The sequence below is a fragment of the Streptomyces sp. NPDC101237 genome (genome assembly GCF_044767465.1).
Taxonomy (GTDB): domain Bacteria; phylum Actinomycetota; class Actinomycetes; order Streptomycetales; family Streptomycetaceae; genus Streptomyces; species Streptomyces gramineus.
Map to the genome: position 1 here is coordinate 585,172 of NZ_JBIWNY010000001.1, position 18,319 is coordinate 603,490.

Sequence of the window (18,319 nt, forward strand, 5' to 3'; positions counted from 1 at the left end):
TGCCCCCGCCGGCCGCGACCACACCAGCGCGCCGGTCTCCCGCAGGTCAGCGCCGTGGGCCGGGCACGGTCGCTACGGTGGGACGCGTGACTCGGGAACCGGGACGGCGGCGGTGGCGCGGGCCGGGTGCGCCGTCCGCCGGTGCGCTCGGCCCGGCGGTCCCGGCCGTCGTCGTGCCGACGGTCGCGGTCGCGGTGGCGCTGGCGTCGGCGGCGGCCGGGGCGGACCGGCGGCCGGCGCTGGCGGCGGGGCTGGCCGTGCTCCAGTTCGGTGCGCTGTGGTGGGTCCCGCGCCGTCCGGCGGCCGTGCTCGGCGTGACGGCGGTGACCGGCCTCGCGGTGTTCGCGCTGTTCCCGGCGGTGACCCTGACGGGCGCGCTGCTCGCCGCGCAGGTCGCGCTGTGCGCGCTGGCGGCGACGCGGCCCCGGCGGATCTCCCTGCGCGGTGCGGCGGCGCTGTGCGTGCCGGCGCCGCTCGCGCCGCAGGCCGGCGGCGGCCTCGGTCTGCCGCTCTACCTGCTGGCCGTCGCGCTGGCCTGGACCGCCGGGGAGCTGTACCGGACGCGGCGGGCCAGGGCGGCGGCCGAGACGCGGCGTGCGGTGGCGGAGGAACGGGCCCGCATCGCACGCGACGTGCACGACGTGGTCGCGCACACCGTGTCCGTGATGGTGATCCAGGCGAGCGCCGCCGAGGACGGTTTCACGGACCGTCCCGAACAGGCCCGGCAGGCGCTGCGGGACATCGAGACGGTGGGACGCTCGGCCCTGACCGAACTGCGCTGGCTGCTGCGGGCGTTCCGGGACGACGGGCCGACCGCGGAGCCCGGCGCCGGGCCGCCGGGACTGGCCCGGCTGGACGCGCTGGCGGACACCGCGCGCGCGGCCGGTCTGTCGGTCGTCGTACGGCGGGACGGTCCCGGGGACGCCGCCGCCGGTCCGCCGGCGGCCGTGGACCTCACGGCCTACCGGATCGTCCAGGAGGCGCTCACCAACGTGCTGCGCCACGCCGACGGCGCCGGCGAGGTGCGGGTGTCGGTGCGTCTCGGGGCGGCGGCGGTGGACGTCGAGGTGGTCGACGACGGCCGCCCGCGCCCGCGGCCGCGCACGGCCGTACCGGGCACGGGCAACGGCCTCACCGGCATGCGGGAGCGCGCGGCGCTGCTGGGCGGCAGCCTGCGCGCGGGCCCGCTCGACGGCGGCGGCTGGCGCGTGCACGCGACCCTGCCCACGGGGCACGCGGCGTCGGCCGCCGGGGGCACGACACCGCCCGGGGAGGGCCCGACATGACGATCCGGGTCGTGGTGGCCGACGACCAGGCACTGGTCCGCACCGGATTCCGCATGATCATCGACGCCCGGGACGACCTGGAGGTGGTCGGCGAGGCGGCCGACGGGGACGAGGCGGTACGGCTGGTGCGCCGGACGCGGCCGGACGTGGTGCTGATGGACGTACGGATGCCGGTCCTTGACGGCATCGAGGCGACCCGGCGGATCGTCGCCGACGGCGGTGCGGCCCGGGTGCTGGTGCTGACCACGTGGGACGTCGACGAGCACGTGCTGGCCGCGCTGCGGGCCGGAGCCAGCGGGTTCCTGCTCAAGGACATCCGGCCCGCCGAACTGGTCGACGCGATCCGGGGCACGGCCCGGGGCGGCCTGCCGCTGGCGCCGAGCGTCACCCGCCGCATGCTCGACCAACTGCTGCGCACCGCGCCCCGCACGGCCCCCGCGGAGGGAGTGCAGGGACTGTCGCCGCGGGAGACCGAGGTGCTCACGCTGGTCGGGCAGGCGCTGTCCAACGCGGAGATCGCGCGCGAGCTGGCCCTGTCGGAGGCCACCGTCAAGAACCACGTCTCCGCGGTCCTGCGCAAACTGGGGCTGCGCGACCGGGTCCAGGCCGTGGTCGCGGCCTACGACTGCGGACTGGTCCGCCCACGCCGCCCCTGAACCGGGCGGCTCCCTGACACGGGCGAGCCCCTGGCGCGGGTGGCCCCCTGGCGTGGGCGGTCTCCTCGCGCGGGCGGTCTCCTGAAGCGGGCGGCCCCTGGCGTGGGCCGGTGGTCTGCCGAGGGCGTGTCGTCTCCTCCCTGAGGATGACGTCCGCGCGCGCTGCGTCCCGGCGCCTATTCCGAGGCCGTCCCCGGGGCCGATCCGCGGCGGGGGCGCCGCGCCTAGCGTCGAAGGCATGACCGACGCGCTGCCCTACCGGATGTATCTGCTCGCCCACGACGACGCGGCCCGCGGCCCCTGGGACCGCCGCAGGACCGGGTTCCTGGTGCGGGCCGCCGTCCTCGTCGAACTCGCCCTGCGCGGGCACCTGGTGCCGGGCGACGACGGCGCGGTCCGGACCGCCGGTTCCGGATCGACCGGCGACCCGGTGCTGGACGAGGTCCTGCGGGAGGCCGCCGGCCGGCCGCAGGGCTGGAAGGCGCTCGTGCGGCGGCACCGCGAACGGACGCTGCGGGCCGTGGAGGACCGGCTCGCGGCACTCGGCTCGATCACCGTCGAGGAGCGCGGCGGCCCGTTCGCCCGCCGCCGCGTGACGGTGTCGGACCCGGCGGCCGTCCGGGCGCTCACCGCCCGTGCCGCGGCCGTCCTGCACGCCACCGGCCCGGCCGCCGAGGCCGACGCCGCCGACGCCGCCCTGGTCGTGCTGTCCGCGGCCGGTCACGTCCCGTCCGTCGCCCCGCGCCACGACACCCGGGCCCACCGGGCCCGGATCGACGCCCTCACCGGCCGGCTCGGCGCCCTCGCGCCCGGCCTGGAGAAGGCGGTGCGCGGACTGCGGACGACGATGATCGCCGCCCAGGGCGGCATGGGCGGCAGCTGAACCACCACCGGTACCGACCACACCGCAACGGGGGAGACGATGCGCAGGATCCCGACCGTACGACGACTGACCACGGTCCTGGCGTGCCTGGCCGCCGCCTGGACCGCCGTGCCCGCCGGGCCCGCGGGCGCCGCGGAGCGGGTGCCGCGACCGGACACGGTCGTACGGACCCACGACGGCGCCCTGCGCGGCGGCGCCGGGGACGGCTACCGCACCTTCGAGGGCGTCCCCTACGCGGCCGCCCCCGTCGGCCGCCTGCGCTGGGCCCCGCCCCGGCGCCCCGCACCGTGGCCGGGCGTGCGGGACGCGACCGCGCCCGGCAGCGCGTGCCCGCAGCAGGCCGGCGAGGTGCCCGGCGGCAGCACGGACGAGGACTGCCTCCACCTGAACGTGACCGCGCCCGCCGACGCCACGCCCCGGCGGCCCAGGCCCGTGATCGTCTGGCTGCACGGCGGCGGGTTCACCACCGGCGCGGGCAGTTCCTACGACGCCCACCGGCTGGCGGTGCGCGGCGACGTCGTGGTGGTCACCGTCAACTACCGCCTGGGCGTCCTGGGTTTCCTCGCGCACGACCGGCTGCCCGGTTCCGGCACCTTCGGACTCGCCGACCAGCAGGCCGCGTTGCGCTGGGTGCGCGCGAACATCGGTGCCTTCGGCGGTGATTCCCGCGACGTCACCCTCGCCGGCGAGTCCGCGGGCGGCTTCGGCGTCTGCGCCCAGCTCGCCTCGCCGTCGGCCGCCGGCCTGTTCGACCGGGCGATCATCCAGAGCGGTCCGTGCACCGGCCGGCCGGAGCGTCCGTTCGCGCCCTCCGCGGCGCCGCTGAGCGAGGTACGCGCGGCCGGGACCCGGTTCGCGGCCGCCGTGGGCTGCGGAACCGCCCCCGACCAGCCGGCCTGCCTGCGGCACGTGAGCGTCTCCCGGCTGCTCGCCGCGCAGGACACCGACCAGCATCCCGCCTACGGCACCCCGCTCCTGCCGCAGGACCCGGGCGCGGCCCTCGCGCGGGGACGGACGCGGCGCGTGCCCGTCCTGATCGGCGGCACCCGCGACGAGGGCAACGGCTGGGCCGCCGGCATCATCCGGGCCGGCAACCCCGTCACCCCGCGGACCTGGCCCGACGTCGTGGCCGCCTTCTTCCCCGACCCGGCGTCGGCGGCGGCCGTGGTCCGCGCCTATCCGGTCACCGGGTCCGACGGCGGCCCGGTGTTCGGGGCGGTCATCGGGGACAGCAACTTCGCCTGTCCCACGCTGCGCTCCGCCGCCCTGCTCGCCCGTCATGCCCCGGTGTGGCGCTACGAGTTCGCCGACGAGCACGCCCCGCCGCTCACCCCGGGCACGCCGCCGTTCCCGCTCGGCGCACCGCACGCGAGCGAACTCCCGTACCTGTTCGACCTGGGCGGCCGCCCGCGCGCCATGACCCCGGCCCAGCACCGGCTGGCCGACCTGATGATCGACTACTGGTCCGGCTTCGCCCGCACCGGCGACCCGAACGCCGTGCTCGCACCCACCGCGCACCGGCCGGCCTGGCGGCCCGGCGCCGTACAGTCCCTGGCCCCCGACCGCACCGGCCCGGCCGCCACCGCGGCCGCCCACCGGTGCCCGTTCTGGAACGCCCTGCCGTGACGGCCCGCGCCGCCGGGTCAGCGCGGCACCGGCTCCGGCTCCCGCCCGGCGCCGGCCAGGCGGCGCAGCAGGGGCAGCGCGTCGGCGGCCGTGCGGGCCCGCCCGGTGACCAGGCGGTCGACGGGGGCGGGCAGGCGCATGCCGTCGCGCGGGACGGCGAGGACCCGCAGGCCGGCGGCGGCCGCCGCGCGGATGCCGTTCGGGGAGTCCTCGACGGCGAGGCAGCCCGCGGGCTCCACGCCGATCCGCGCGGCCGCCCGCAGGTAGGCGTCGGGCGCGGGCTTGGCCCGCTCCACGTCCTCGCCGCACACGACGGCGCTCAGCCGGTCCGTCAGGCCCAGCCCGTCGAGGACGGCGTGCACGAAGCGGCGCGGACTGGCGGTGGCCACCGCGACCGGGCCGTACCGCTCGGCTTCGAGGACGAGTTCCAGCGCCCCCGGCAGCGCCCGCACCAGACCGGCGGCGTGCTCGCCGACCATGGCGGTGGTGCAGGCCTCGACGACGTCCGCGGCGTCCGCCGTACCGCCGCACAGGCCGGCGACGTACGACGCCCAGCCGCCGTTGCCGTGGAGCGCGGCGGTGTCCGCGGCGGTCCACCGGTGGCCGTGGCGGGCGCTGAACGCGGCGCAGGCGCGGGCCCAGCCGCCGGCGGTGTCGATGAGCGTGTCGTCCAGGTCGAAGACGGTCGCGCGGTGGGTCAGGGGCATGCCGTCGTCCGGTCGCCGAGGTGCGGCCGGGGCGCCAGCTGCTCGATGGAGATGAGCGTGAGCCCGTGTTCCCGGGCGAAGGCGCGCAGCCGGCCGGCGCGGGCCAGTGAGCCGTCGTCCTCGCAGACCTCGCTGATCGCGCCGACCGGCGTCAGGCCCGCGAGCCGCAGCAGATCGACGGTGGCCTCGGTGTGCCCGCGGCGTTCGGCGGTCCCGCCGGGCCGGGCCCGGAGCGGGAACACGTGGCCCGGACGGATCAGCCCGGCGGGCCGGGTCGCGGGGTCGGCCAATGTCCGCAGGGTCAGGGCCCGGTCCTCGGCGGAGATGCCCGAGCCGGTGCCGACCGCGTCCACCGACACGGTGTACGCGGTCGTGTCCTGCGGTCCCGCGCCCGTGTCCGGGGCGGGCGGGACCATCAGCGGCAGCTCCAGCCGGTCGGCGATCTCGGGCGCCAGCGGCGCGCAGATCAGACCGCTGGTGTGGCGGACGAAGAAGCCCACGGTCAGGGCGGTGGCGAACTGCGCGGCCATGACGAGGTCTCCCTCGTCCTCGCGGTCCGCGTCGTCCGTCACGATCACGGGCCGTCCGGCCCGCAGTTCCTCGACGGCCGCGGCCACCGTGTCCTGGTCCGCGGGTTGCCGCGGCACCGAAACCGACGTCACAGGAACCAGCCCCTTCCCGGCTCGATCGTTCCTGCGGGATGCATCGGCGGCCCGCGGGGCGGACTTGAGGCCGGTCACGGCGGCGCCTGCGGCACGACGGCCGGCCGCCGGGCGCACCGGAGCGCTCCGGTGCGCCCGGCGCTCTTCGAGACGGCCGCGGCGCCCGGTTACCAGGCCAGGGCGTCCTGGGCGTTGTCCTGCCAGTAGGTGACGTCGGCCGCGCTGTTGAAGAAGACACCGCCGCCGGGGAGCGTCAGGGTCTTCTCGCCGTTGATCGCCTTGCCGTTGCGGTTCGTGAAGATCACGCCGAGGGTCTTCTCCTTGGCGCCGCCCTCGCCCTCCGGGGTGGAGGTCGTGATGCCCGCGTACGCCGACTTGCCGGGGTCGAGCGTCACCACGGCCTGCGGAGTGGTCTCGTCGGCCCAGTTCAGCGGCGCCTGGGCGTCGGCGCCGGCCCGCAGGAAGGGGGCGATGTAGGCGTAGCAGGGCTTGGTGCCGGTGTTGGTGGCCTTGAGCAGCAGGTGGTTGACCGGACGGGACACCTGGGTGACCGTCAGCTTGGTGTTCGCCGTGGTGCAGGTGACGACGGAGGCGGCCTTCCTAGGGGTGGCGGCCGAGGCGGTCTGCGCGGTGGCCTGGACGCCGACGGCCGCGAGGGCGGCGGCGACGACCAGGGAGGAGGCGGCGGTGCGGGAGGGGAAACGGGCCGGTACACGCATGAGGGGGCTGCTTTCTCTGAAGGTCCGGAAGATGTCGCTGTGAAGGTCCGGAAGAGGTCGTGCTCGGACGGTCAAAGCCTGTGCCGGGCGCTGTCCCGCGCGCCATCACCCACCGGCGGTCCGGGAAGCTGGAACGCGGACAGCGGCTCTGACCTGCGGTGACGCGGTGTTCCTGGAACGCCCGACGGGACGGGACACGCTGGTGGGCGGCTCTGTCCCGGCGGCGGCAGGCCCTACGCTGATCCCCGTGAGGCAGACAGGCGCTCGGAAGGACGGTCGGCGATGACGCCCCTGAGCCCGGGGGACCCGGAGTCCATCGGCGGGTACACCCTTCTCGGCCGGCTCGGGGCGGGCGGCATGGGAGTCGTCTACCTCGGTGTCTCCGCGTCGGGACGGCGGGTCGCGGTCAAGCTCGTGCGCGGGCCGTACGCCGAGGAGGAGGAGTTCCGGACGCGGTTCCGGCAGGAGATCGCGGCGGCGCGCCGGGTGAGCGGCGCCTTCACGGCCCCCGTCGTGGACGCCGACCCGGACGCCGAACGGCCGTGGATGGCGACGCTCCACGTGCCGGGGGCCGACCTCGCCGAAGTCGTCGAGAAGAGCGGCCCGCTGAGCGGGCGTGAACTGCGCGCGCTGGGGCTCGGGCTCACCGAGGCGCTGCGCGACATCCACCGCGCGGGCCTGGTGCACCGGGACCTCAAACCGCGCAACGTCCTGATGACCGATGACGGTCCGCGCGTCATCGACTTCGGCATATCCCGCGCCGCGGACAACCAGAGCCTCACCACGACCGGGCGGATGATCGGCACCCCGCCCTTCATGTCGCCGGAACAGCTGGCCGCCCCGCGGGACGTCACCCCGGCCTCGGACGTGTTCTCGCTCGGCTCGCTGCTGGTGTTCGCGGCCGTCGGCACCGGGCCGTTCGACGCCGACAGCCCGTACATCACCGGCTACCAGGTGGTGCACGGCACTCCGGACCTCGGCGGGGTGCCCGGCGCGTTCCTGGAGATCGTCGAGCGCTGCCTCGACAAGGACCCGGCCGCCCGCCCGGAACTGGCGGACGTACAGCGCATGCTCCAGGCGCTCCCGGACTCCGACGACGCCCCGGCCCCCGCCCCGCACCTCGCCCCCGGTCCGGCCCCCGTCGCGCGGACGGGTACCGGCACGGACCCGCGCACCGGCGGCCGTCGGCGGTCCCGGATGCTGCTCGCCGGCCTCGCCGCGCTGATCCTCACCGCGCTGTGCGCCGTGACCGGGGTCCTGCTGTCCGGTCCTGACGCCCCCGCCGGGACCGCCGTCTCCGGTGCCACCGCCCGTGCGGCCGACCTGCCCGACGGCTGGCGGCCGTGGACCACGAAGCTGCGGTACGACGTCAAGGGCGTCCCGCTCGACTACGACAGCCCCGGATGCGTGACGCGGGGAGACGCCCTGTTCTGCGGCGGTACGGGGTTCATCGCCGCCCGGGTCGACGCGGCCTCCGGCCGTGTCCTGTGGCGGGCCGGCACCCGCCCGCAGGGGACGCGGCCGATCGGTGTCCGCGACGGCCTGGTCTACGTCTACGAGGATCCGAACGACAGGATCAGGCGTCTGGTGGCCCTCGACGCCGCCACCGGCCACCGCCGCTGGCAGCGCGACATCAACAAGTCCCAGCCGGCCGTCCTGTACGACGACGGGCTGCTGACCCTGTCCCCCGACTACGAGTCGTTCGTGGCCTACGGTCCCTCCGGCAAGGAGCTGTGGCGGGCGCCCTCGCTGGACGAGTACTGCACTCCGGCGGCGCTGGGCGGCACGCCCTGGGCCCTGTGCTCGCGGGGCACCGAGGCCGGTCAGGCCCCGGTCGAGCTGATGAAGCCGGAGGCCGGCAGCCTCAGCGAGGTCGCCAGGCTGCCCGAGAAGGCGCTGCCGCTCGGCGCCGTGGGCGGCCAACCGCTCTTCCTCGCCCCGCAGACCGCCAAGGACGTCTACGAGTCCGGGTACGAGCGGCCGTACGACGCGCTGCTGCGGGTGGCCACGGAGACCGGGGAGGTCGGCCGGACACCGCTGGCGCATCCGCTGACCGGCGCGGCGACCCTGGTGGACGGCGTCGTCTACTTCGTCCGGTCCGACGGGGTGGTCACCGCGGTGTCGGCGGACAGCGGCAGGCAGCTGTGGCAGAAGGTGACGGACGTGGAGAGCCTGTCCGCGCCCGCGGTGTCGACGACGCGGCGGCGGGTCTGCTTCGCCAACCGGTTCGGGCGGCTGCTGGCGCTCGACAGCCGCACCGGGGCGGCGCTCTGGCGCACCTCGGCGCTCGCGGACCCCGGCGACAAGGCGCAGGACTACCCGCCGCACGTCCTGCTCGTCGGGGACGCGATCGTGGCGACGGCCGGCGACACGGTCTTCTCCCGGGGCCCGGACGGATCCGGCTGACCGGACCCGGACGCGGACGCGCGGCGCGGGGCGGCCGTCAGCCGCGGGAGCCCGCGCACAGGTCGAGGATCTTCGTGAACGGTCTGCGCAGCAGCACGGCCACCGGCTCGGCGTCCTCCTCCTTGTACCGGGCCAGCGCGGCGCGGGCGGCGGCCGCGTCCTGACCCGGGTCCCGTCCTTCGAGCAGGGCCCGCAGGGCGCCCGCGGTGGCCTCGGCGACCGGGACGAGACGGGTCCTGGCCCGGGACAGGACCGCCGTGGGCCCGTCGCGCGCGGTGAAGAAGTCCACCTCGGCGGCCAGGGCGAGGACATGGGGCGCGGCCTGGGCGGCGCGGCCGATCCGGTCGCCCAGTTCCGCCACCTCGGCCCGGTGGCGGCGGCGCAGCGGATTGAACCGCATGGCCTTCCGCGCCTCCCCGGCCCGCTCCCCGTACTCCCGCAGCCTGGCCGCCTCCGCCCGCGTGTACTCCCGGTTCGCGTACGCGGCGTCCGGCGAGCCGATCGCGCGGGCGCCGCGGACCAGGCCCGCCGCCAGGTCGTCGGCGTACCGGCGGGCCAGTGTCCCCGCCTCCCGGCGGGGGTCGCGCGGCCACAGCAGCGGAGCGAGGACGGCGGTGACCGCGCCGCCCAGCGCGTTCTCCCACAGCCGGGCGAAGCCGTAGGACTCCGGGGAGGAGTTGGCGAAGACCAGCAGCGAGGTCACCGCGACCTGCACGTTCAGCGTGGTGCCCGAGCTGACGACGGTCCCGCAGAGCAGCGCGAGACCGAGCACGACGGCGAGGACGCCCGTGGCCGGCCGGAAGAAGTGGACCACGGTCACGCCGAGGGCCACGCCCGCCATCACGCCGAGGATCCTCAGCAGCAGGGCCGTCAGCGAGGAGGCGGAGTCACCGCGCAGGCACAGCAGCGGGACGATGGCGGCGAACACCGGCGGCTGGTCGGCACCGGCCCACAGCGCGGTCTGCCAGCAGACCACCGCGATCACCAGGATCCGGGCCGCCGTCGGCCCCTGTGCCGTGAGCCTGGAGCGCACCCGCGTCCACGGCGAAAGGCCTGTCACCCGCACACCTTAGGCACCGCACCCGGCCGCCCTCCGGTGCGGGCGCCCCCGCGTGTCCCACGGCGGCACGGTGACCGCAGCCACGGGTCCCTAATGCGTCGCCTCCGGCTGCAGGTCCTGGCGGGGGGTCGGGGGCGGTTCCGCCACGGCCTCGCGCTGGGTCCGCAGGTAGCCGTAGACGGCCGAGGCGAGCGTGAGCAGGAGGAGCGGTCCGGCCACCCACGGGTAGCGGGCCATCTCCAGCGGCAGCCAGCGGTACGCCAGCAGGAGCGCGACGAAGACGGTCGTGCCGTACGCGACGAACCGGAGCCCCGGCCGGTCCCAGCCGCGGTCGAACGAGCGCAGCGCCGCCTCCACGGTGAGCGTGAACACCGCGCCGGCGATCAGGTCCACGCCGTAGTGGTAGCCGAAGCCCAGCGTCGCGGTGAGCGTGGCGACCAGCCAGAACGCGCCGGCGAAGCGCAGCGCGCGCGGGCCGCTGCGGGAGTGGATGAAGATCGCGACGGCCCAGGCCGTGTGCAGGCTGGGCATGCAGTTGCGCGGTGTGAACCCGTCGAACGGCATGCCGTGCGGGGTGTCGACGGCCGGCATCGTGTGCGGCCACAGGTCGGCCACCTCCCAGTGGCCCGGGTCGTGGCCCGCGCCGCCGACCGGCGCCTCCGGCCACAGGCTGACCGAGGCCCAGTGCTCGACACCGGTGCCGTAGGCGAAGACCGGTCCGACCACCGGGAAGATCAGGTAGACGGCCGGTCCGAGGAGGCCGATCACCAGGAAGGTGCGCACCAGGTGGTGCCGGGGGAAGCGCCGTTCGACCGCCACGTGGCGCAGCTGGTAGAGCGCGACGACGACCGCGGCCACGGCGAGCTGGCCGTAGACGATGTCGAGGAGGTTGAAGCCGACCGGTCCGGTGGTCGTGACGAGCCGGCCCACCAGCCACGAGGGATCGCCCAGCGCGCGGTCGGCGGTGGCCACGTACTGGTCGAGGACCGTCGGGCGGGTCTTCGAGGTGAGGAGCAGCCAGGTGTCGCCGGTCTTGCGGCCGGTCACCAGCAGCAGGCCCAGCCCGGCGCCCTTGAGCAGCAGCACCCGTTCGTCGCCGGTGCGGCGGGTGACCGCGAGGACCGCGGTGCCCAGGATCACCCACAGCGCGCCGTTGCCGAAGGGATGGCCGTCGGTCACCTGGACGCCGAGCGCCCACCGCAGCGCGACGACGGCGAGGTCGATGCCGACCGCGGCGGCCAGCGCGACGAGCCGTTGCCGCCAGGTCAGCACCGTCATCATCAGCGCCATGCCGGCGTACAGCAGGAAGCCCGACTTGGGGGCGAAGACCACCTCCCGCGCCTGGTTGGTGAGCGGGCCCGGCAGACCGTAGTGCCGTGCCGCGATCTCCATGGCGAGGAGGAACCCCAGGGCGGTGACTCCGGCCGCGGCCCAGAGTCCCGCCCCGGCCCGGTGCCGGCGGGAGAGCGGCATTCCGTCGCTCGTTCGCGAAGGAACCCGCGGTGGTATGGATCTCAATTTCCGGCCGATTCGCTAGACGACGACACCTGCCCGATCCGGGAAGACGGAAGGCGCGCCTGCCGGGTTCCGGTCTCGTTCAGGAAAGACTCCCGGATTGTTCACCCTCCGGTGGCGGGGGACCAGAGGGGGTCCACCGGTTGTGCGCGGACCCCCGGCCGGGGCCGCTCACTCGGTGGTGCGAACCTCACCCCGTACGGGCACGGCGGGCCCTGCTGGCCGTCGGCGGGGCGCTGGTCCTGGTCCCGCTCACGTTCCTGTACGGCATGCGCAAGCTGCGGGTCCAGATCCTGTTCGTCGCCTCGGTCGCCGGGCTCGTCGGCTTCAGCCTGCTGCTGGTCTTCGTCCTGGACCGCCCCTTCGCCGGTGATCTCAGCGTCAGTCCGGCCCCGTACCGGGAAGGAGCACTCGCCAGGTACTGGACCCCGTGAGGATCATGGTCGCAGAGTGGGGTCCGGACGCCGGGCGATCCGGCCCGCGGACCACGGACCGGACGAGGAGTCATCGGTGACCAGCGACACACGCACGGGACCGCCCGCCTTCGGCAGCGAGCGCGACACGCTGCGGGCCTTTCTCGACTACCACCGGGCGACCCTCGCCATGAAGTGCGAGGGGCTCACCGACGAGGAGCTGCGGCAGCGGTCGATGCCGCCGTCCACGCTCTCCCTGCTCGGTCTGGTGCGGCACATGGCGGAGGTCGAACGAGCCTGGTTCCGGCGGGTGTTCGAGGACAACGACGCGCCCATGGTGTGGTCCGAGGAGATCGACTTCCAGGCGGCCTACGACGCGAGCGCGTCGACCCGCGCGGAGGCGTTCACCGCCTGGGAGGCCGAGGTGGCGGCCTCCCGCCGCATCGAGCGCGAGGCCGCCTCGCTGGACGTGGCCGGACACCAGCCGCGCTGGCAGGAGGAGGTGTCGCTGCGGATGGTGATGATCCATGTCCTCCTGGAGTACGGCCGCCACAACGGTCACGCCGACTTCCTCCGGGAGGGCATCGACGGGACCGTGGGAGCCTGAGCTTCCGCGGGCGTCAGGCGTCCGCGCCGATCCAGACGGTCTTGGCGTTCATGAACTCCCGCATCCCGAGGTCGGACAGCTCACGGCCGTAGCCACTGCGCTTGACGCCGCCGAAGGGGATCTCGGGATAGCTGGTCGTGTTGCCGTTGATGAAGGCCATGCCGGACTGCACGTCGCGGACGAACACCTCGCGCTCGGCCTCGTCCTCGCTCCACAGGTTCGAACCGAGGCCGTAGGGATGCCCGTTGGCCTCCCGCAGGGCCTCCTCCAGGGAGGCGACCGTCCACACCTGGGCGACCGGGCCGAAGACCTCCTCGTGGTACATCCGCATCTCCGCGGTGATGCCGGTCAGCACGGTGGGCGGGTAGTACCAGCCGGGGCCCTCCGGGAGCCGGCCGCCCAGCAGCACCGTCGCGCCCTTGCTCACGGCGTCGTCCACGTAGGCCGCCACGTCCTGCCGGCCGGACTCGGTGGCCAGCGGCCCGACGTCGGTGGCCTCGTCCATCGGATCGCCCACCACCAGCGCGCCCATCTTCGCGACGAACATCTCCAGGAACGCCTCGCCGACGTCCTGGTGGACGAAGAACCGCTTGCCGTTGATGCAGGACTGCCCGTTGTTGAGGCACCGCGCCTTCACCGCGACGTCGGTGGCCCGGTCCAGGTCGGTGGAGGGCATGACGATGAACGGGTCGGAACCGCCGAGTTCGAGGACCACCTTCTTGATCTCGTCGCCGGCGATCGAGGCCACCGACCGGCCCGCCGGCTCGCTGCCGGTCAGCGTCGCGGCGGCCACCCGCGGGTCGCGCAGCACCTGTTCCACCCGTCCCGAGGAGATCAGCAGGGTCTGGAAGACGTCGTCGGGGAAGCCCGCGTCCCTGAAGAGCTCCTCCAGGTACAGGGCGCACTGCGGCACGTTCGAGGCGTGCTTGAGCAGGCCCACGTTCCCGGCCATCAGCGCGGGCGCCGCGAACCGCATGGCCTGCCACAGGGGCAGGTTCCACGGCATCACCGCGAGCACCACCCCGATCGGCTGGTACGTCACGAACGTCCGCTTCGCCTGCACGCGTTCGGCGTCACCGTCCAGGTCCCGCAGGAAACCGGGGCCCTCGGCGGCGTAGAAGTGCAGCCCGTGCACGCACTTGGCCACCTCCTGCTCCGCCGCGCGGAACGTCTTGCCCATCTCCTCGGTGATCATCCGGCTGACGCTCTCGACCTCCTTCTCCAGGCGTTCGGCCGCGTGCTGCAGCCAGCGCGCCCGCTCCTCGACGCTCGTCAGCCGGTACGAGGCGGCCGCGGCCGCCGCCCGCGCGAGTCTGTCCTCCAGCTCCTCGGCGGTCAGCTCGTCGAAGGTCCTCAGGACCTGGCCCGTCACCGGACTGGTCGTTGCGATGGCCATGGTTCACTCACCTGTCCGCCCCGGCCAGCACCTCGACGAGTTCCTGGGCCAGCGGGCCCGAGGACGCCGGGTTCTGGCCGGTGTAGAGATTGCGGTCCGCGACCGTGTACGGCTCCCAGGCGGGTCCCCGCGAGTACTCGGTCGGCAGCTTCCTGAGTTCGTCCTCCAGCAGCCACTTGGCCCTGTCGGCGAAACCGACGCCGGCCTCCTCCTCGTTGCAGAATCCCGTCAGCCGGTAGTTCGCGAAAGGCGTGTCGCCGTTCTCGTCGCGGGTGGCCAGGATGGCGGCCGGGGCATGGCAGACGATGCCGAGCGGATTGCCGGACGCGAGCGCCCTGATCAGCAGTTCCCCGGATTCTCGATCCACCGCGAGATCCTCCATCGGGCCGTGTCCGCCGGGGTAGAAGACCGCGTCGTAGTCCTCCAGGCGCACGTCCCGCAGGGAGACGGGGTGGCGCAGTTCGTCCGCGGCTTCGATGACGGCCTCCTCCTGGAGGGAGTTCTCCTCGCCGCCCGTCATGCGCGGTTCCAGGCTCATCGTGTCCACAACCGGGACGACGCCGTGCGGAGTTGCCACGGTGACCTCGTGTCCGGCCGCGGTGAACACGCTGTAGGGCGCGACGAACTCCTCGGCCCAGTAGCCGGTCGGATGCCGGTGTCCGTCCTTGAGGGTCCAGTAACTCGCGCCGGTCAGCACGCACAGGATCTTGGCCATGGGAAACTCCGTAGGTGCGCGGACGAATTGAGCAGACGAACTAAATTCTGAGCGGGCCGTTCGGCGGCAGCAACTCGTGACGGAGTCATCCGCGTTTTCCCCGCCGTCCGTTAACGGCCTGTCCGCGGTCCGTTGCTGTGCGCGCGGATGCGCCGTGCGCACGGGTTTCCGGTTTGACCGCCGCCGATACGGGACTACGCTGATCTCATCCCGAAGCCCGGCCTCCCGGCCCGCCCTTTTCGCCTTGTACACCGAGGAATTCGTACGCCTTCGCTTTGTACGCCGAGGAATTCGTACGCCGAGGAAGTGGAAGCACATGACCGCCTCTGGGATCTTGAAATCAGGCAAGGGCCGGCTGGCCCTCGGGGTGTCGGTGCTCGCCGCCCTGACCGTGGTGCCCGCGCACGCGGCGGACGGTGCCGGCGCGGCGCCGGGCGGGCAGAAGCCGACGGTGGTGCTGGTGCACGGCGCGTTCGCCGACGGGTCCAGCTGGAACGCGGTGGTGCAGCGCCTGCAGCGGGACGGCTACCGGGTTATCGCTCCGCCCAACACGCTGCGTGGCATACCGCAGGACTCCACGTATCTGAACAGCCTGTTGAAGACGATCAAGGGTCCGGTCGTGCTGGTCGGGCACTCCTACGGGGGCGAGGTGATCTCGCAGGCGGCCGACGGTCTCGACAACGTCAAGGCGCTCGTCTACATCAACGCGATCATGCCGGACAAGGGCGAGTCGTTCTCCAGCCTCTCCGCCAAGTTCCCGGCGGTCCCGCTCACCAAGGCGTTCCAGCCGGTGCCGTTCCGTAACGGCGACGGCACCACCGGCACGGACGTGTACATCCAGCCCGCCAAGCTGCGCGCGACCTTCGCCCAGGACCTCTCGCAGCAGCAGGCGTCCGTCCTCGCGGCGACGCAACGCCCGATCGCGCAGTCCGCGTTCACCGACAAGGCCACCGCGGCGGCCTGGCGCACCAAGCCGGTCTACGTGCTCGTCGGCAACCAGGACCGGGCGATCAACCCGAGTCTGGAGAGGTACGAGGCCAAGCGCGCCCACGCCCGCAGGACCGTGCAGATCGACTCCTCGCACGTGTCCCTGATCTCCCATCCCCAGGAGGTCACCGCGCTCATCGTGAGCGCCGCCCAGGACACCGGCCGGCAGCAGCGGTAGCGGCGGAGGCCGCCGCCCGCCGGACGTGCGTGGCGCGGCCCCGGCGGCTCGCGGCCGCCGGGGTGCCGTACCCGGACGGTGAACCCGGCCGCGGCTGAGGGCCGTTCGGGTCCCGGCGCGAGGAGGACACGCCCCGCGCCACCCGGCCGGCCCGTCCCGCCTCGTACCGCCACCCGGATGAAGCGGCCGCCCGCGACGATCGCGGATGCGAACTGCCGCCGCTTCACGGGACCTTCACCGGTTCCTGTCCCCGGGTCGACGAAATCCGCACATTCGGCGGCCTCGCACACACCCTTCCGAGCGCACCGTCCTGACCAGCAACAACGCGCGTCCTGACCCGGATTGCCGCTCCGTGACGCCCCGCGCCGCCCAACGGGCGTGGCGCTCGACCGGCTTGACGCGCCCGGCCGCTCCGCGTTTGCTTCCTCCACATCATCGGTTGCGCATGATGCTCCCCCCACTCGGAAGGCGCCTGATGTGAGCGCTCCTGTCCTCCACGGCACCCCCGTGACCCGTGCCGCCCTCGCTGTGGCCGCCGCCCTGTCCGCCCTCGCGCTCAGCGGGTGCGGGGTCGTCGACGCCATCGGCGGAAGCGGTGACTCCGAGCCCGCGGCGAAGGGTGACGACATCACGGTGGGTCTGCTCCTGCCCGACAAGGACACGGCACGGTTCGAGACGTTCGACCACCCCATCTTCACGAAGGAGGTCGCCTCCCTGACCCACGGCAAGGGCGAGGTCGTCTACGCCAACGCCGAGGCGAGCCCGGCCACCCAGAGCCGGCAGTTGCGGCGGATGGTGGACCGGAAGGTCGACATCGTCCTGGTGGACGCCGTCGACGCCAAGGCCATCGAGCCGGAGGTCCGCAGGGCCAAGGACGCCGGCATCCCCGTCATCGCCTACGACCGGCTGGCCAGGGGCCCGGTCGACGCCTACGTCTCCCACGACAACGAACTCGTCGGCGAGGTCCAGGGCCGCGCCATCATGACGGCGCTCGGCAGCAAGGCGGAGACCAGCGAGATCGTGATGATGAACGGCGACCCCGCGGACCCGAACACGGCGAGCTTCAAGGAGGGCGCCCTCGACGAGTTCCGGAACAAGGTCCGCGTCATCAAGGCCTACGACACCGACAAGTGGTCGCCGGTGGTCGCCGAGACGAACATGAGGAAGGCGATCCGGGCCGTCGGCCTCAAGAACATCGCCGCCGTCTACTCGGCCAACGACGGCATGGCGGGCGCCGTCATCGACACGATGAAGAAGGCCGGGGCCACCCACATCCCGCCGGTCACCGGGCAGGACGCCAACCTGGACGCCGTGCAGCGGGTCGTCTCGGGCGAGCAGTACATGACCGTCTACAAGTCCTTCCTGGACGAGGCCACCCAGGCCGCGCAGATGGCGGTGTACAAGGTCCAGGGCAAGGACATCCAGTACGACGCGCTGACCCACGACACGGTCGCAGGACCGGACGGCCGGAAGATCCCCGCGACCCTCGTGCCGGTGGTCTCCCTCACCAGGGACGACATCAAGGACACGGTGGTCGCGGACGGCGTCTACTCCGTCTCCCAGATCTGCACCCCGAAGTACGCGGCCGACTGCGCGGCGATCGGCCTGCACTGACCGCCGGCCCGGCCCCCGGAGGCCGGGCCGCTCCGCGCTACGCGGCGACGACGGCGACCCCGGTCCCGCGCACTCCTTGAGCAGGGGCACGTCCGGCCCGCTCAGCGGCTCGACGGCGTGCCGCGCGACCAGGGAGAGGGCCTCCTGCGGACTCGCCCGCGTCCAGCGGCCGGAGGGGGTGAGCTGCGGCACGGCCGGCGGCCTGCGCGCCGCGTTGTCGACCACGGTCAGTGCCGCCCCGTCGTGCTCCGGAGCCCGCCGACGGGCTCCCGCGGACCGTGGAGGCGACCGCCGCCCGGTAATCGAGGTCCCGCGGTGTGCGGCGGCGCGCCGGGGTGATTGTCTGGCCCCGGCAACCCGTCCCTACCCGGCCCCGCCGGCAGGAGGATCCCGCAGACATGAGCAGTGCCTACGCGTACGAGTACAAGGTCGTCACCTTCCGTGAGTCGCTGATCGGCGACGCCCTGGACAGCGACAAGCTGGAGAAGGTCCTCAACAAGCACGCCGAGGACGGCTGGGGCCTGAAGGCCATCACCGCCGCCGACGTCAAGGGCCGCATAGGTCCCGGCGCCGTCGAGGGCCTGCTGCTCACCTTCGAGCGCCCGCGCGGCTGACCCCGCCGCAACACGGAACGCCCCCCGGCCCGCAGTGGGCCGGGGGGCGTTCGCCGTGCACGGGGGTTACTTCACCGGCTCCGGCTCCGGCGCGCTCTCCTCCTCAGCGGTGCCCGCCGGGTCGGCCGGGGTCTTCACGGAGTCGAGGAGCAGCTGGGCCACGTCGACCACCGTGATGGCCTCCTTGGCCTTGCCGTCGTTCTTCTTGCCGTTGACGGAGTCGGTCAGCATCACCAGGCAGAACGGGCAGGCCGTGGAGACGATGTCCGGGTTGA

The 18,319-nt window shown here is 74.1% G+C and carries 17 protein-coding genes and 2 pseudogenes; 10 read left to right on the forward strand and 9 right to left on the reverse strand.

Going from position 1 to position 18,319, the window contains the following annotated elements; genetic code table 11:
* Positions 1 to 86: 86 nt before the first annotated feature.
* The 4 genes from ACIRQ9_RS02755 to ACIRQ9_RS02770 all read left to right on the forward strand — a co-directional run bounded on the left by ACIRQ9_RS02755 (position 87) and on the right by ACIRQ9_RS02770 (position 4,451).
* Complete coding sequence (locus tag ACIRQ9_RS02755; RefSeq protein ID WP_404166340.1) at positions 87 to 1,286, forward strand: sensor histidine kinase; 1,200 nt, start codon at positions 87 to 89, stop codon at positions 1,284 to 1,286.
* Entirely contained in the window at positions 1,283 to 1,942 is a 660-nt protein-coding gene (locus tag ACIRQ9_RS02760; protein ID WP_404166342.1) for a response regulator, read from the forward strand. Before ACIRQ9_RS02755 ends, ACIRQ9_RS02760 begins: the two co-directional genes overlap by 4 nt.
* A 238-nt stretch (positions 1,943 to 2,180) precedes the next feature.
* Positions 2,181 to 2,825, forward strand: a complete 645-nt coding sequence (locus ACIRQ9_RS02765; RefSeq protein ID WP_404166344.1) for a GPP34 family phosphoprotein — start codon at positions 2,181 to 2,183, stop codon at positions 2,823 to 2,825.
* A gap of 39 nt (positions 2,826 to 2,864) precedes the next feature.
* Positions 2,865 to 4,451, forward strand: coding sequence for a carboxylesterase/lipase family protein (locus ACIRQ9_RS02770; RefSeq protein WP_404166346.1), 1,587 nt, complete (start codon positions 2,865 to 2,867; stop codon positions 4,449 to 4,451).
* Positions 4,452 to 4,468: 17 nt separating this feature from the next.
* On the opposite strand, the gene ACIRQ9_RS02775 is transcribed toward ACIRQ9_RS02770, so the two are convergent.
* From ACIRQ9_RS02775 to ACIRQ9_RS02785, 3 genes are all read right to left on the reverse strand, one after another.
* Positions 4,469 to 5,158, reverse strand: coding sequence for an HAD family hydrolase (locus ACIRQ9_RS02775; RefSeq protein WP_404166348.1), 690 nt, complete (start codon positions 5,156 to 5,158; stop codon positions 4,469 to 4,471).
* Positions 5,149 to 5,820: a 3,4-dihydroxy-2-butanone-4-phosphate synthase gene (ribB, locus tag ACIRQ9_RS02780; protein ID WP_404166350.1), complete on the reverse strand. Its 672-nt coding sequence runs from the start codon at positions 5,818 to 5,820 to the stop codon at positions 5,149 to 5,151. Before ribB ends, ACIRQ9_RS02775 begins: the two co-directional genes overlap by 10 nt.
* Positions 5,821 to 5,987: 167 nt before the next feature.
* On the reverse strand, positions 5,988 to 6,539 hold the full coding sequence (locus ACIRQ9_RS02785) for a DUF4232 domain-containing protein (protein ID WP_404166352.1): 552 nt from the start codon (positions 6,537 to 6,539) through the stop codon (positions 5,988 to 5,990).
* 282 nt (positions 6,540 to 6,821) lie between these two features.
* On the opposite strand from ACIRQ9_RS02785, the gene ACIRQ9_RS02790 reads away from it, so the two are divergent.
* On the forward strand, positions 6,822 to 8,945 hold the full coding sequence (locus ACIRQ9_RS02790; RefSeq protein ID WP_404166354.1) for a PQQ-binding-like beta-propeller repeat protein: 2,124 nt from the start codon (positions 6,822 to 6,824) through the stop codon (positions 8,943 to 8,945).
* A 37-nt stretch (positions 8,946 to 8,982) separates the two neighbouring features.
* On the opposite strand, the gene ACIRQ9_RS02795 is transcribed toward ACIRQ9_RS02790, so the two are convergent.
* Positions 8,983 to 10,005, reverse strand: a complete 1,023-nt coding sequence (locus ACIRQ9_RS02795; protein ID WP_404166356.1) for an aromatic acid exporter family protein — start codon at positions 10,003 to 10,005, stop codon at positions 8,983 to 8,985.
* A 90-nt stretch (positions 10,006 to 10,095) separates the two neighbouring features.
* Positions 10,096 to 11,478 (reverse strand): phosphatase PAP2 family protein, encoded by a 1,383-nt coding sequence (locus ACIRQ9_RS02800; protein WP_404166358.1) that lies wholly within the window; start codon positions 11,476 to 11,478, stop codon positions 10,096 to 10,098.
* Positions 11,479 to 11,735: 257 nt separating this feature from the next.
* On the opposite strand from ACIRQ9_RS02800, the pseudogene ACIRQ9_RS02805 reads away from it, so the two are divergent.
* Positions 11,736 to 11,954: pseudogene (locus ACIRQ9_RS02805) on the forward strand (hypothetical protein); the annotation flags it as partial.
* A 76-nt stretch (positions 11,955 to 12,030) separates the two neighbouring features.
* Positions 12,031 to 12,540 (forward strand): DinB family protein, encoded by a 510-nt coding sequence (locus ACIRQ9_RS02810; protein ID WP_404166360.1) that lies wholly within the window; start codon positions 12,031 to 12,033, stop codon positions 12,538 to 12,540.
* A gap of 13 nt (positions 12,541 to 12,553) precedes the next feature.
* On the opposite strand, the gene ACIRQ9_RS02815 is transcribed toward ACIRQ9_RS02810, so the two are convergent.
* Together ACIRQ9_RS02815 and ACIRQ9_RS02820 are read right to left on the reverse strand one after the other, a co-directional pair.
* Positions 12,554 to 13,936: an NADP-dependent succinic semialdehyde dehydrogenase gene (locus ACIRQ9_RS02815; RefSeq protein ID WP_404166362.1), complete on the reverse strand. Its 1,383-nt coding sequence runs from the start codon at positions 13,934 to 13,936 to the stop codon at positions 12,554 to 12,556.
* Positions 13,937 to 13,943: 7 nt separating this feature from the next.
* Complete coding sequence (locus tag ACIRQ9_RS02820; protein ID WP_404166364.1) at positions 13,944 to 14,651, reverse strand: type 1 glutamine amidotransferase domain-containing protein; 708 nt, start codon at positions 14,649 to 14,651, stop codon at positions 13,944 to 13,946.
* Between the two features lie 316 nt (positions 14,652 to 14,967).
* Here ACIRQ9_RS02820 and ACIRQ9_RS02825 point away from each other — a divergent pair, with 316 nt between their 5' ends.
* Together ACIRQ9_RS02825 and ACIRQ9_RS02830 are read left to right on the forward strand one after the other, a co-directional pair.
* Positions 14,968 to 15,816 (forward strand): alpha/beta fold hydrolase, encoded by an 849-nt coding sequence (locus ACIRQ9_RS02825; RefSeq protein ID WP_404166365.1) that lies wholly within the window; start codon positions 14,968 to 14,970, stop codon positions 15,814 to 15,816.
* Positions 15,817 to 16,293: 477 nt separating this feature from the next.
* Entirely contained in the window at positions 16,294 to 17,430 is a 1,137-nt protein-coding gene (locus ACIRQ9_RS02830; RefSeq protein WP_404166367.1) for a sugar ABC transporter substrate-binding protein, read from the forward strand.
* A gap of 60 nt (positions 17,431 to 17,490) precedes the next feature.
* On the opposite strand, the pseudogene ACIRQ9_RS02835 reads toward ACIRQ9_RS02830, so the two are convergent.
* Positions 17,491 to 17,676, reverse strand: a pseudogene (locus ACIRQ9_RS02835) (ABATE domain-containing protein); the annotation flags it as partial.
* Between the two features lie 152 nt (positions 17,677 to 17,828).
* Here ACIRQ9_RS02835 and ACIRQ9_RS02840 point away from each other — a divergent pair.
* The gene (locus tag ACIRQ9_RS02840) at positions 17,829 to 18,044 is read left to right on the forward strand and encodes a DUF4177 domain-containing protein (protein ID WP_351317206.1); all 216 of its coding nucleotides are present in this window, start codon (positions 17,829 to 17,831) and stop codon (positions 18,042 to 18,044) included.
* Between the two features lie 66 nt (positions 18,045 to 18,110).
* On the opposite strand, the gene ACIRQ9_RS02845 is transcribed toward ACIRQ9_RS02840, so the two are convergent.
* Positions 18,111 to 18,319: hypothetical protein (locus tag ACIRQ9_RS02845; RefSeq protein WP_404166369.1), on the reverse strand; the 209-nt coding region annotated here is incomplete at its 5' end.

Coding starts and splice junctions, on each gene's coding strand:
- ACIRQ9_RS02775 (WP_404166348.1), bottom strand. CDS start 5,158: ATGCCCCTGACCCACCGCGCGACCGTCTTCGACCTGGACGACACGCTC.
- ACIRQ9_RS02785 (WP_404166352.1), bottom strand. CDS start 6,539: ATGCGTGTACCGGCCCGTTTCCCCTCCCGCACCGCCGCCTCCTCCCTG.
- ACIRQ9_RS02820 (WP_404166364.1), bottom strand. CDS start 14,651: ATGGCCAAGATCCTGTGCGTGCTGACCGGCGCGAGTTACTGGACCCTC.
- ACIRQ9_RS02800 (WP_404166358.1), bottom strand. CDS start 11,478: ATGCCGCTCTCCCGCCGGCACCGGGCCGGGGCGGGACTCTGGGCCGCG.
- ACIRQ9_RS02825 (WP_404166365.1), top strand. CDS start 14,968: ATGACCGCCTCTGGGATCTTGAAATCAGGCAAGGGCCGGCTGGCCCTC.
- ACIRQ9_RS02760 (WP_404166342.1), top strand. CDS start 1,283: ATGACGATCCGGGTCGTGGTGGCCGACGACCAGGCACTGGTCCGCACC.
- ACIRQ9_RS02770 (WP_404166346.1), top strand. CDS start 2,865: ATGCGCAGGATCCCGACCGTACGACGACTGACCACGGTCCTGGCGTGC.
- ACIRQ9_RS02815 (WP_404166362.1), bottom strand. CDS start 13,936: ATGGCCATCGCAACGACCAGTCCGGTGACGGGCCAGGTCCTGAGGACC.
- ACIRQ9_RS02765 (WP_404166344.1), top strand. CDS start 2,181: ATGACCGACGCGCTGCCCTACCGGATGTATCTGCTCGCCCACGACGAC.
- ACIRQ9_RS02840 (WP_351317206.1), top strand. CDS start 17,829: ATGAGCAGTGCCTACGCGTACGAGTACAAGGTCGTCACCTTCCGTGAG.
- ACIRQ9_RS02790 (WP_404166354.1), top strand. CDS start 6,822: ATGACGCCCCTGAGCCCGGGGGACCCGGAGTCCATCGGCGGGTACACC.